At 54.4% G+C, this 12,488-nt stretch carries 10 protein-coding genes and 1 tRNA gene; 10 read left to right on the top strand and 1 reads right to left on the bottom strand.

Features of this window, described 5'->3' with window-relative positions; genetic code table 11:
- Positions 1–39: 39 nt before the first annotated feature.
- Positions 40–129, bottom strand: a tRNA-Ser gene (locus RC74_RS10810).
- A gap of 263 nt (positions 130–392) precedes the next feature.
- Here RC74_RS10810 and RC74_RS10805 point away from each other — a divergent pair.
- The 10 genes from RC74_RS10805 to RC74_RS10760 all read left to right on the top strand — a co-directional run bounded on the left by RC74_RS10805 (position 393) and on the right by RC74_RS10760 (position 12,467).
- A complete protein-coding gene (locus RC74_RS10805; RefSeq protein ID WP_039001035.1) occupies positions 393–1,253 on the top strand; it encodes an SPOR domain-containing protein in 861 nt (286 codons plus the stop codon).
- Positions 1,254–1,273: 20 nt separating this feature from the next.
- Positions 1,274–2,479 (top strand): D-alanyl-D-alanine carboxypeptidase family protein, encoded by a 1,206-nt coding sequence (locus RC74_RS10800; RefSeq protein ID WP_082802249.1) that lies wholly within the window; start codon positions 1,274–1,276, stop codon positions 2,477–2,479.
- Positions 2,480–2,502: 23 nt separating this feature from the next.
- On the top strand, positions 2,503–3,192 hold the full coding sequence (tmk, locus tag RC74_RS10795; protein ID WP_052274680.1) for a dTMP kinase: 690 nt from the start codon (positions 2,503–2,505) through the stop codon (positions 3,190–3,192).
- The gene (locus RC74_RS10790) at positions 3,185–4,315 is read left to right on the top strand and encodes a DNA polymerase III subunit delta' (RefSeq protein WP_039001036.1); all 1,131 of its coding nucleotides are present in this window, start codon (positions 3,185–3,187) and stop codon (positions 4,313–4,315) included. The genes tmk and RC74_RS10790 overlap by 8 nt, the downstream gene beginning before the upstream one ends.
- Before the next feature lie 17 nt (positions 4,316–4,332).
- Positions 4,333–5,130 carry a TatD family hydrolase gene (locus RC74_RS10785; protein WP_039001037.1) on the top strand — a complete coding sequence of 266 codons (798 nt, stop codon included), beginning with the start codon at positions 4,333–4,335 and terminating at the stop codon, positions 5,128–5,130.
- Complete coding sequence (locus RC74_RS10780) at positions 5,130–5,921, top strand: MBL fold metallo-hydrolase (RefSeq protein ID WP_039001038.1); 792 nt, start codon at positions 5,130–5,132, stop codon at positions 5,919–5,921. Before RC74_RS10785 ends, RC74_RS10780 begins: the two co-directional genes overlap by 1 nt.
- 2 nt (positions 5,922–5,923) lie before the next feature.
- Positions 5,924–6,853 (top strand): AEC family transporter, encoded by a 930-nt coding sequence (locus tag RC74_RS10775; RefSeq protein WP_039001039.1) that lies wholly within the window; start codon positions 5,924–5,926, stop codon positions 6,851–6,853.
- 101 nt (positions 6,854–6,954) lie between these two features.
- Positions 6,955–7,959 carry a hypothetical protein gene (locus RC74_RS10770; RefSeq protein ID WP_039001040.1) on the top strand — a complete coding sequence of 335 codons (1,005 nt, stop codon included), beginning with the start codon at positions 6,955–6,957 and terminating at the stop codon, positions 7,957–7,959.
- 88 nt (positions 7,960–8,047) lie between these two features.
- Positions 8,048–9,340: an O-acetylhomoserine aminocarboxypropyltransferase/cysteine synthase family protein gene (locus RC74_RS10765; RefSeq protein ID WP_039001041.1), complete on the top strand. Its 1,293-nt coding sequence runs from the start codon at positions 8,048–8,050 to the stop codon at positions 9,338–9,340.
- A gap of 148 nt (positions 9,341–9,488) precedes the next feature.
- Complete coding sequence (locus RC74_RS10760) at positions 9,489–12,467, top strand: hypothetical protein (RefSeq protein ID WP_039001042.1); 2,979 nt, start codon at positions 9,489–9,491, stop codon at positions 12,465–12,467.
- Positions 12,468–12,488 lie beyond the last annotated feature (21 nt).

Genomic DNA, 12,488 nt, shown 5'->3' with positions numbered 1-12,488 from the left:
ACTCAAGTATCTAAATTAAAACAGTAAAAACGAGCTCAGTGGCGGAGGAGCAGGGATTCGAACCCTGGGGACCCGTTAAGGCCCGTCGGTTTTCAAGACCGGTGCATTCGACCACTCTGCCACTCCTCCGACTTCGCACGTGTTAACGAGGGTTTTGTGATTCGAAAAGCCCTCAGTTGAGCGCAGAAAATCGCGCATTGGTGTAGGACAGGCTTTTCATGTGCCCAAGGCTTGGTTAGAGTGGCGGCAAAAGACACTATAGGTGTAATAAAATCAGGCGAATTGCCACCAGTGCATTTTACGAAAAATGGACCAAGGCATTGGGAAAGAAATATAAAAATAGCCAGAAACTGGCGGTTACGCGTGCAAACGCGGACGATAGAGGGCGAAGCATGTTGGGACAATCGTATATCAAATTTGCCGTAATCACGGCCTTGAGCCTTGGGCTTGCGGGTTGCGTCGAAAATACGGGTACAAAAAATAACCCCGGAAAATCAACATCAGGATCAACAAGAACCGTTGAAAATGATGTCGAAGCACCGGAGGTTTTTCAAGTCACCGAAGAGGGGCTTTGGGATGGCCGCCCGTCACTGGGTGGGGTTTGGGTTGCACATCCAACCGCAAAAGACCCTGAGCGGGTTTTGATCCGGAATGAGGCAAACGGCAAGTTTGTCATTGGCGCTCTTTTCCGAAAAGAGCGTGAAACACCTGGCCCCAAACTTCAGGTTTCCTCGGACGCGGCAGACGCCATTGGGATGATCGCCGGTGCTCCCGTCCAGATGAGCGTTACCGCTTTACGGCGTGAAGAAATTACGATTGAAGACCCCGACGAGAGCATAGAAATGGTTGAGGTTTCGGATGGAGAGGTTGTGATCGCCGCTGAAGTTACGGAAACCGCGCTCGATCCAATTGCATCCGCTTCTGCGGCGCTTGATGCGGTAGACAGCGAAGTGGCACCAGTGATCGCGGCAATGCCAGCAGCGACACCAAAACCTGCTGTATCGTCGACGAAAAATACCACCAAGCAATCCTTCCTACAACTTGGGATTTACAGCATCGAAGCCAACGCAAACTCAACAGCAGAAAAAATGCGCGGCGCGGGCATGATCCCAACGATCAAGAAACAAACCTCCAAAGGGAAAACTTTCTGGCGCGTGGTTGTTGGACCTGTGGGCGGAAAATCCGAAAAAGATGCGTTACAAAAATCGGTAACAGCACTGGGCTATAGCGACGCCTACTACGTATCAAACTAAATCTAAAAAGGGGGAGCGTCATGCGTTTGTTCAATAACCTGCGATCCGAAATTGGGCGCCGATCCGTAATAACCGGATTTTTGACGCTTTTCCTCGCGCTACCCGCCGCTTTTCCGGCACAGGCGCAGAACTACGATACGCGCGCCCAAAGCGCGTATGTATTGGACCTTACGACAGGTACAGTGCTTCTTGAAAAAAATGCCGACATCCCATTGCCTCCAGCTTCGATGTCAAAACTAATGACGATTAATATGTTGTTTGAGGCCCTACAGGACGGGCGCGTGACCATGGACACGGTTTTTTCCGTATCGACGCGGGCGAAAAACATGGGCGGCTCGACAATGTTTCTTAATGAAACTGATCGCCCCACCGTTGGCGAATTAATTCAAGGCATCATTGTGCTGTCTGGAAACGACGCTTGTGTCGTTGTAGCTGAAGGGCTTGCAGGCACAGAAGAGGCCTTCGCGCGCCTGATGAATGACCGCGCCAAGGCACTCGGGATGAATAATTCCACTTTTGAGAACGCCTCCGGCTGGCCTGCGCCCAATCAACGTATGAGTATGCGGGATCTTGGCTCATTGGGGCAACGGTTGATCACGGAGTTCCCTGAATACTATCATTTCTTCGCTCAGACAGAGTTCGGCTATGACGGGCGAGCACCAGACAACCGCTTCAATCGCAACCCATTGCTCAAACTCAATATCGGTGCGGACGGCCTAAAAACGGGGCACACAAGCGAGGCGGGCTATGGGCTTATTGGCTCTGCCCTGCAAGGCGATCGACGGGTTGTATTTGTCATTTCTGGCCTTAACAGTGAAAAAGAGCGCGCAGAAGAGGCGGAGCAAGTGGTGAACTGGGCCTTTCGGCAATTTGTTCTAAAGACATTGGCCAAAAAAGACGAGATCATGGCAACCGCCCCTGTGTGGATGGGCAGCACACAAACTGTGGATTTGATTGCACCAGAAGACCTGCAGATATTATTTCCAGCTCTTGCACAGGGCGAAATTCAGGCAGAAGTTGTGTTTAATAGTCCGATTCAAGCGCCCGTCACGGCGGGGGACGCCCTCGCCGAACTCGTTTTGACGCTTCCCGACATGCCCCAAACCCGCTTGCCCCTCGTCGCCAAACAGGACGTCCTTGAGGGCGGTTTTCTCCCTCGGTTGCGCTCGAGTTTTTCAATCCTGTTTAATCGCTTCACGGGCGACACGCTGGGCTTGTCCATCTGAGCCTAGAGGGCTAGGTTCCGCAAATGACTAACACTAAATTTTCATCCCCCAAATGTAATCCCTCCAACATTGGGGGGCTTTTCATTAGTTTTGAGGGGATTGATGGCTCGGGAAAATCGACTCAGATCAAGCTCTTAAGCGATGCATTGCGAGCTGATGGGTATGATGTTGTTTTGACGCGTGAACCTGGTGGCTCCAAGGGGGCCGAAGAAATACGGTCGCTGGTCCTTGAAGGCGATCCGGATCGCTGGTCGGCGGAAAGTGAAATTTTGCTCTTTACAGCCGCCCGTCGCGACCACCTCGAAAAAACGATTTTTCCCGCCATCGAAGCCGGAAAAATCGTTCTCTGCGACCGTTTCGCCGATTCCACCCGCATGTATCAAGGCATAAGCCGTGGCGATTTACGCGCCGTAGTAGATCAATTGCACAGCTTGATGATTGGCCGTGAACCCGATTTGACCTTCATCATTGATATGGATCCGAAAACGGGCCTCTCTCGCGCCAAGTCGCGTCAAACAACGGAAGAACGGTTTGAGGACTTTGGCGAAGACCTTCAGAGCAAAATGCGCGCAGGATTTTTGAAACTCGCGCAGGAGTTCCCGACACGCTGTCAGTTAATTGACGGAAACCGAGATATGAAAAATGTTGCCGCCGATATCCTAGCGCGTGCGATGGCGAAGATATCTCAGAACATGGCGCAACAGAATGGCTGAAGCGCTAGAACCTGACCGCATCGAAGGCGCGCCCCACCCGCGTGAAACCCACGAAATCTTGGGGCAGAACCGCGCTCAGGCTGCGTTTCTTGAGGCGTTCAACACCGGCCGTCTGCATCACGGCTGGCTAATGACCGGCCCACGCGGTGTCGGCAAAGCAACCCTCGCGTGGCAAATTGCGCGCTTCCTTATCTCACAGCCTGCGCACAGCGGGCCAAGCCTTTTCGGCGACGAACCCGCCCCTGCAAAAACGCTCGCGATTTCTCCTGACAATCCGGTCTCGCACCGCATTGCGGCGATGTCGGAGCCACGTCTATTTTTGTTGCGGCGGCCAACGGATGAGAAAACGGGCAAACTTAAAACCGTCATTTCCGTTGATGAAGTGCGTCGACTCAAGAATTTCTTCTCCCTTTCGGCCACCGATGGGGGACGTCGCGTGGTGATCGTGGACGCAGCTGATGAGATGAATGTTCAGGCGGCGAACGCGCTTCTGAAGCTTCTAGAAGAGCCGCCAGAAAACGTAACGCTCCTCCTGATAAGTCACCAACCCAGCCGCCTTTTGCCGACGATCCGGTCGCGGTGTCGCGAATTGCGATGCCACCCTCTTCCCCCCGAGGAAATGGCTCTGGCGCTCGCGGCAGCCGGGGCGCAAAACGACGCCAACCCCGTTATTCTTGCCGCACTCGCGGCCGGAAGCGTCGGAGAAGCCATGCGCCTCACCACGCTAGATGGGCTCAAAACCTACCAATACATCATTGATTTGATGCAGGCAGCACCCGGGCTTGATCGCCAACGCGCCCTCGCTCTTGCGGAAACGGCTGTTGGGGCAAAAAATGTGCCCAGATACGATCTATTGCTCGATTTGCTAGACCTTCTGCTGTCGCGCATGGCGCGTGCGGGCGTGTCGGGGCCACCTGTTATTGAAGCCGCCAAGGGCGAGGTGGGTTTATTTTCCCGCCTGTCCAATTGCCCGCCGCACGCGCGGGAATGGGCCAATCTTCAACAATCGTTAAGTACACGCGTGCGCCATGGGCGCGCCGTGAACCTTGACCCCGCCGCGCTCATCCTTGATATGCTTTTGAAGATGGACCAAACTGCGGGCACACTTGCCCAAAATCGATAGACTTCAAGGGATTCCAGATGCTGCCCCAAATTACCGATAGCCACTGTCACCTTGATTTTCCGGATTTCGCCGACGAACTTCCTGACGTCATTGCTCGCGCTCAAGCCGCAGGTGTAAGCCGCATGGTGACCATCTGTACGCGCCTTAAAAACGCCGCGAACGTTCGCGCGATCGCGGACGCCTATGCTCCCGTTTTCTGGGCCGCGGCGACGCATCCTATGAGTGCCGCCGAAGAGCCGATGGCGACAGTTCAAGAGCTTGTCGACCTTGCGAAACACCCAAAATTCGTCGCCATTGGCGAAACGGGACTTGATTACCATTACACCCGAGAAAGCCTTGATATTCAACAGGAAAGCCTGCGCATTCACATCGAGGCCGCCCGTCAAACGGGACTTCCCCTGATCATTCACGCCCGCGCCGCCGACGACGACATGGCTCGCATTTTGGCCGAGGAACACGCCGCCGGAGCTTACTCCTGCGTCATGCATTGCTTCTCAAGCAGCGCAGAATTGGGGCGCGCGGCCCTTGATCTTGGGTTCTACCTTTCGATGTCGGGCATCGCCAGTTTTCCACGTTCTACCGAGCTTCGCGAAATCTTTGCCTCGGCCCCCATGGACCGGATTCTGGTCGAAACGGACGCGCCGTATCTTGCGCCACCGCCCCACCGTGGCAAGCGCAATGAACCTGCGTTTAGTGCTCTAACGGCCGCCGTTGGCGCTGAGGTCTTTGACATGCCCTTCGCGGAATTCGCCGCCCAAACCCAGTTAAATTTTGATCGGCTGTTTGCAAAAGCCGCGGCTTGGAAGCCATCGTGATGCGTTTCACTATATTGGGCTGCGGCTCTTCAGGTGGCGTCCCTCGATTGGGTGGGCTTTGGGGCGCGTGCGATCCGCAGAACCCAAAAAACCGCCGCCAGCGCTGCTCCATGCTGGTTGAAAAAATCGGCCCAGACGGGGTAACCCGCGTGTTGATAGATACATCCCCCGACATGCGCGCCCAACTTTTGGCCGCCGAGGTCGGCACGTTGGACGCCGTGGTGATGACCCACGCCCATGCCGACCACATGCACGGACTCGACGACATTCGCCAAATCGTTTTCAACACCCGCACACGCATGCCCGTTTGGGCTGACAGCGACACAACCAACGATCTGATCTCGCGATTTGGCTATGCTTTTGTGCAACCAAAAGGCAGCGACTACCCGCCCATTTGCGATCTCAACTCGATTGATGACGAGGATTTTGTGGTTGAGGGACCGGGTGGCGACATCACCTTTACCCCCCTTCCCGTTCAGCATGGACGCATCACGGCGTTGGGGTTTCGCATGGGGGGCTTGGCATATCTCCCCGATGTTTCGGCGATGAGTGAAAACACGTTTAGTCGCCTCAACGGACTTGAAGTTTTCGTGCTCGACGCTCTTCGCTACAAGCCCCATCCAAGCCACATAAATCTTGAGACCTCTTTGGACTGGATCGCTCAAACCGCCCCAGAGCGCGCGGTCATTACAAACATGCACATCGATTTAGATTTCCAGACCCTCGCCAGCGAATTGCCTGCACACGTGACCCCTGCCTTTGATGGTATGGTGATCGAAACCAAAGGCTAACCATGCAAGCGCTCATTGATGTCATCTTGCCGGTTTTTTTGGTTATCGGTGCGGGCTATCTTGTTGTTTGGAAAAAGCTATTTTCCGACGATGGTGTCGATGCCCTGATGAGGTTCACCCAGTATTTCGCGATTCCTTGCCTGCTTTTTCGAGCCATTTCGACGCTGGATTTAGGCGAAAACCTCGACCCGCGCCTTCTCCTCAGCTTTTATGCAGGGGCCACAATTTGCTTTATCCTCGGTATGTTTGGAGCGCGTTTTTTGTTCAATCGCCCATGGGAAGATTGTGTGGCCATTGGGTTTTGCGGGCTGTTTTCAAACTCGCTTTTGCTTGGTCTGCCCATCACAGAACGGGCATTTGGCCCCGACGCTCTTCAGGCAAATTACGCGATCATCGCGGTGCACTCGCCCTTCTGTTACGGACTTGGCATCACCGTCATGGAAGTCGTTCGCAATCGCGGCGGAAGCCCCCTTGCAACGGGGCGCGCCGTCTTGCGCGCGATGTTCCGAAACGCTTTGGTCATCGGCATCGCACTGGGGTTCGTAGTTAATCTGACGGGCCTCAACATCCCGACGCCCTTGTCTGACGCTATTGACCTCGTGGCAAGAACCGCACTGCCCGTCGCGCTTTTTGCTCTCGGAGGCGTGCTCTTTCGCTATCGCCCCGAAGGGGATTTACGCACGATTTTCTTTGCGGTCACCCTTTCACTACTCGTGCATCCGATGATCACCTTTGCGATGGGAACTCAACTCGATTTGTCGACACAAAGCCTGCGCTCCGCAGTCCTGACGGCATCTATGGCGCCGGGTGTGAATGCCTATGTTTTTGCAAATATGTACGGTGTCGCGAAGCGTGTCGCGGCCTCGACTGTGCTCATTGCGACCGCCCTTTCTATTGGGACGATTTGGTTATGGCTCGCAGTTCTTCCCTAGGTAAACTTTGGAACGCGGGCCACGTTCTAATTGTCCTTTTGACAGAACCGATTAGCGGCTATAGTTCCCACAGAGCAAAAAATTGTTAGAGCGCGTACATTATGGCAAAGAAATCTGACGTCGGCCAAAAATTCAACATTTTGATCATCGGACAAAATGGACGTCTCGCCTATGAAGCCTTGCTTTTTGTAGCCAGCCTGCGCGCGAGTTCGCCGAACTTCAACGGCCGCGTTTTTGTCGCCGAACCCCAGCCATCGGAGCTTTGGCGCGGACAAGACCCCCGCATGCCCTCCGATATCCACGACGCGCTTACGGATATGGGGGCGGAAATCCTGCCGTTTGAGAATCAATATTTTGGCAAAGCTTATCCCAATGGCAATAAAATCGAAGCGCTGCTTGCGATGCCCAAGGGCGAGAACTTCGTCTTTTTCGACACCGATACTTTGGTGACCGGACCGTTGGACGAGATCGAGTTTGACTTTGATCGCCCGTCCGCTTCGATGAAGCGTGAAGGAACGTGGCCCGAACAAGAGCTCTACGGCCCCGGATATACCCAGACGTGGAAATCCCTCTATGATTGCTTTGGTCTTGAATTTGAAAGCACCCTCGACCTCTCCCAACCCGATGAATACTGGGAGCGCTACCTCTATTTTAACGCTGGATGGTTCTACTTTCGCTGCCCGCATGAATTCGGCACCCGCTTCCTCGAATATGCCCTCGAAATTCGCGACAACGCCCCAGAGGAGCTGGTTTGTCAGCCACTCACCCCGTGGCTCGATCAAGTCGCGCTCCCCTTGGTCATTCACTCCTTTGGTGGCGGTCGCCCCTCTCCGTCGGTCAGCAAACTGGATGGTGAAACGAGTTGCCACTACAGGTTTCTCCCCCTCCTTTATGCACGCGAACCTGAACGGACCCTTGAAATTCTTGAGGCCGTCGCAGCCCCCAATAAACTTAAAAAACGTCTAAAACTCTATGACCCGATCAAGCGCATGATCTATCAGGGGCGCGGACGCAAAGCCCGTGCGCTTTTTGATCAAGACAACCTTCCGCGCCGTGAAAAAGTGATCCGCAATACCCTTCGGCGCGAGGGATTTTGGATGCGCTAGGGGCGAAGTTTCCCTCAAGGCCAATTAAGGCATTGAGGCGACCCAGAGTATTGCTTAACCTTCTGGAGATTTTCATCAGGAGGTTCCAATGAGTGACGTAAAACCCCTCGGTTTTGACACCCAACAAATTCACGCCGGCGCACACCCCGACCCCGCGACAGGCGCGCGCCAAACACCGATTTATCAAACAACAGCTTACGTTTTTCGCGATGCGGATCACGCCGCCGCGTTGTTTAACCTGCAAGAAGTCGGGTATATTTACTCCCGCCTAACCAACCCCACCGTCGCAGTTCTGCAAGAACGCATCGCAACCCTTGAGGGTGGCATTGGCGGTGTTTGCTGCTCCTCAGGTCACGCAGCCCAGATCATGGCGCTCTTTCCCCTGATGCAACCGGGCTTGAATGTGGTCGTCAGCACCCGTCTTTACGGTGGCACAATCACGCAATTCAGCCACACGATCAAACGTTTTGGATGGTCAGCCACATTTGTTGATTTTGACGATGAGGCGGCGGTTGCGGCGGCAATCGACGAAAACACCCGCGCCATTTTCTGTGAGAGCATCGCAAATCCGGGCGGCTATATCACCGATATTCCGGCCATTGCGAAAATCGCCGACGCGGCGGGTATTCCGTTGATCGTCGACAATACATCCGCTACGCCATATCTCTGCAATCCAATCGCCCTTGGGGCCACATTGGTTGTGCATTCCACCACGAAATACCTCACTGGCAATGGCACGGTCACGGGCGGTTGCGTTGTGGATTCGGGCAATTTTGATTGGGGTGCCAACGATAAATTCCCGTCGCTGTCCCAGCCAGAACCCGCGTACCACGGCCTCGTGTTCAAAGACACATTTGGCCCAATGGCCTATACATTCCACGGTATTGCCATTGGTTTACGCGACCTTGGCATGACCATGAACCCGCAAGCCGCCCACTATACTTTGATGGGTACCGAGACACTTTCGCTGCGCATGCAACGCCACGTCGAGAACGCGCTTGAACTGGCGACATGGCTCGAAAAAGACCCCAGAGTTGACTATGTGACCTATGCGGGCCTGCCGTCGTCGCCCTACTATGGCCGCATTGAAACAGTCTGCCCCAAAGGTGCGGGAGGGCTCTTTACCATCGCGCTTAAAGGCGGCTATGACGCGTGCCTCAAGTTTGTGGACAGCCTCGAAATCTTTAGCCACGTCGCCAATCTTGGAGACACGCGCAGCTTGGTTATCCACTCTGCCTCGACAACCCACCGCCAATTGTCGCTAGAGCAGCAAGAAGCTGCGGGCGCTGCTCCAAATGTCGTGCGCCTCTCGATCGGAATTGAGGACGTCGCAGATTTGAAAGTTGACTTGGACCAAGCCCTTACCAAAGCAACGGCTTAACAAAATCGAGGGGGGTTCGCCCCCCTCATCCCCCAAAAACCGCTTCGCAATATGCCGTATTTTGCTATGGGCAAGAATACGCCTCCTCGGTAAAATTTGGCGCAATTGGGGGTGCCAAGATGACTCTAATATGTGGTAGATCAAGAGGATGAAGCCAAGTTTTGCCCTAAACCTTTCTCACGAAGGCATTCGCCTGTTCTCCCGCGCAACTGGGGGATGGCGACTCGTTGGTGAGACGGATCTCGACACGCCCGACCTCGCAGAAACGCTCGCCTATTTGCGCAACAAAGCAACCAAGCTTTCTGGCAGTGGTTTGAGCAGCAAACTCATTCTGCCAAACTCCCAAATCCTATTCACAAGCCTCACCGCACAAGGGCCAGATGACGCAAGCCGAGAGGCACAAATCCGTGAAGCCTTGCGCGATTTGACGCCCTATGATCCATCGGAACTCGTGTTTGATTGGCGTGTAGCAGGTGATATGGTGAATGTGGCCGCCGTGGCCAAAGAAACATTGCAAGAAGCCGAAGCCTTTGCCGTAGAGCATCGTTTCAACCCTGTTTCCTTTGTTGGGGATACGACGGATGCCAATTTCGAAGGGGAACCTTTCTTTGGGGCTACAGCCTTTTCATCCGCATTTCTTGACCAAGAAGATGCCGTTGAAAAAGACGTTGAAGCCTTTGTTATTTTAGACAAAATGCCCAACGGTAAAAACAAAATTTTCTCAGGAAAGCTACAGAAATCAGTCCTGTTGACACCTGCGGCCGAAGACAAAGTCAAGCCCACCGAAGAGCTGATGAGCGAGATACCGACGGAGATTTCCGCACCAGAAGTTACTCAGCAGACAGTTGCCGAAGACACATGCCCAAGCGACGACATACCTGTAGTTGAGCCAGAAACTTCCGATCCAGAAGCCTCGAAAGAGGACAAAATTTCGAGCAGTAAAAGGCGTTTATCGATTGCGCTAGGAACGCAGCCTGAAAGTGAGGAAGACGCGAGCATCAGCACACAAGTTGAACCGCAATTGGAAACCTCAGAAGCGACTGAAAGCGACGAAGGCCCCTCTGATGACCTTGAATTTCAAAAAGAGGAAGCCCCTGAAACCACCAGCGTCCCCGACCTTGAGGCTTTCTTTTCGAGCATTGACGCGAAAAAACCTGTTTTAAACCAACAGACCCCCCCAATTCCTGCGCATTTATCCAAGGTGAAGGGCACATCCTCTGTGCCACCCTCAATCGCCGTGTCACGCAAAGCACTCACAGCCGAGCGCAATGATACAGTGGGCGCGGGCGAATTTGTGCACCGTCCTGTTGCTGCGCCAAAGATTCCCGACGGGATCGCCGCACGCTTAAAAAACGGCGGGGCGAAACAAAACGAAAAGCCCGCAAGCAAATCCCTAACGCAAACCGCAAGGGGACTTACGTCGTGGCGCCGAAAGTCACAGTCGGAAGATATACAAACACCCCCCTTTGCCTCGACACGCGAGCCGACCGATATCGAGGCCAGCGAAACCCGTCAAAAGCCTTCGGACGCGGTCCTTTCTCCTGATCCCGTCGTCGTCACAAAATCAGAGCCTCTCCCCCTTCTTGCGCCCATCATTCCCACGCCTGTTGTCAGCGAAAGCGCGAGCTCGGATCCAATTCCAAGTTTTGAGGAACGCTTGGCGCACGCCCATGTCACCTCAGCGGATATGGAATTGCCCGACAGCGAGCATTTAAGCGCAAGCCTTGGACATGAGGCACAACTCGCGCGTGACAACGACTTCAAACCCGCCACAGTCCAGCCCCCATTGGACGTCACTGTATTTGGGGCACGAAAGAACAAAGCATCCTCATCGAAAACGCCACGCTTCCTGGGCCTTTTTCTACTTTTGACGCTTCTTTTGGTCATGGGCATTGCCGTTCTTTGGTCTGTTATGGGACCGATTAAAGACGCGCGCATCGATATCGACTCCGATGTGGGAACCTTCACGGAATTCAACGCCCAAGCGCAAACATCAACTCAAGAAGCGGCACTGCCAGAAGACTCTGTTTTTGCAGCCTTTAACGCAGATGCTGAGGCTGAAATTGAAGCTGAGGCCGACAATTTTGATCTCGAGCTGGAAATCCCATCGGATCAGACGCTGAATGCAGTAGAGCCGAGTCGCCCTGCCCCGCTGACTGTGGCCGAAGCCGAAAAAACCTATAGCGACTCTGGGATTTGGCAACGGTCGCCAGTCCTCAAACCAGCGCCAGAGATTGAAGATACCGACCATCTCTATGTTCCGTCTCTTGATCCGGAAGTTGATTTGTCTGACCCTGTGGCGCTTCCGACAGCGGACGCCCTTCCAGATGACTCCCCCATTCCACAGCAACCGTCGCCCGCCCCTGCCGGAAGCACTTTTGCGCTTGGCGACAATGGTCTCGTTGTTCCTTCAGCGGATGGGACGATCAATCCCGACGGAATTTTGGTTTTTTCCGGTCCGCCTCCTAAACGCGCCACGCCGCGCCCCGATACCGGCGACGTCCCCCAGACTACAGATTTGGCCCAGACCGAAATTGGCAATAAGCGCCCTTTGGCACGCCCAGAAAACCTAGCTGATCTGCGCGAAATCGCCCTCTTGGGGGGCCGCACACGAGAGCAGTTGGCCCGCCTTCGTCCGGCACCGCGCCCAGTGTCCGAACAAATCGCGGCACAAACCTCCCCCGAAGGCGTCGCCCTAAGCACAACAGCAACAGAGTTTGCCGTCAGCACCTCACGTATCCCAAAGACGCGACCGAACAACTTTGCCGCCCTTGTAGAGAAGGCTCGCGCCAACCCCAAGAACGTTGCTGAAAAAGATACCGTTGTGGCAGCAGTGGCCGCAAAACCAAGCGCCGCGGCGACGGGGCCAAAAATTCCAACCCGCGCATCCGTCGCAAAAGAGGCAACACAAAAGAACATGATATCTCTGAGAAAAATCGCGCTAATTGGCGTTTACGGCACCCCGTCAAAACGCTCCGCCCTTGTGCGTATGGGCAATGGCAAAATAATCGAAGTCAGCGTAGGCGACCGTGTGGACGGCGGAAAAGTAGCGGCCATCGGCGCGGACGAAATCCGTTATGTCAAAGGTGGGCGCAATATATCATTAAAAATGCCGCCACGCGGTTAACACGCGTAGCGGCAAGACCGA

Source organism: Falsihalocynthiibacter arcticus (assembly GCF_000812665.2).
Classification (GTDB): domain Bacteria; phylum Pseudomonadota; class Alphaproteobacteria; order Rhodobacterales; family Rhodobacteraceae; genus Falsihalocynthiibacter; species Falsihalocynthiibacter arcticus.
Note: the sequence above shows the minus strand (reverse complement) of the source record. Positions and strands in the feature narration are given on the sequence as shown.

Bases quoted from the DNA above. Each gene is read 5' to 3' on its own strand.
- RC74_RS10770 (WP_039001040.1), top strand. From the start codon at position 6,955: ATGGCAAAGAAATCTGACGTCGGCCAAAAATTCAACATTTTGATCATC.
- RC74_RS10765 (WP_039001041.1), top strand. From the start codon at position 8,048: ATGAGTGACGTAAAACCCCTCGGTTTTGACACCCAACAAATTCACGCC.
- RC74_RS10760 (WP_039001042.1), top strand. From the start codon at position 9,489: ATGAAGCCAAGTTTTGCCCTAAACCTTTCTCACGAAGGCATTCGCCTG.
- RC74_RS10800 (WP_082802249.1), top strand. From the start codon at position 1,274: ATGCGTTTGTTCAATAACCTGCGATCCGAAATTGGGCGCCGATCCGTA.
- tmk (WP_052274680.1), top strand. From the start codon at position 2,503: ATGACTAACACTAAATTTTCATCCCCCAAATGTAATCCCTCCAACATT.
- RC74_RS10775 (WP_039001039.1), top strand. From the start codon at position 5,924: ATGCAAGCGCTCATTGATGTCATCTTGCCGGTTTTTTTGGTTATCGGT.
- RC74_RS10805 (WP_039001035.1), top strand. From the start codon at position 393: ATGTTGGGACAATCGTATATCAAATTTGCCGTAATCACGGCCTTGAGC.
- RC74_RS10790 (WP_039001036.1), top strand. From the start codon at position 3,185: ATGGCTGAAGCGCTAGAACCTGACCGCATCGAAGGCGCGCCCCACCCG.
- RC74_RS10785 (WP_039001037.1), top strand. From the start codon at position 4,333: ATGCTGCCCCAAATTACCGATAGCCACTGTCACCTTGATTTTCCGGAT.
- RC74_RS10780 (WP_039001038.1), top strand. From the start codon at position 5,130: ATGCGTTTCACTATATTGGGCTGCGGCTCTTCAGGTGGCGTCCCTCGA.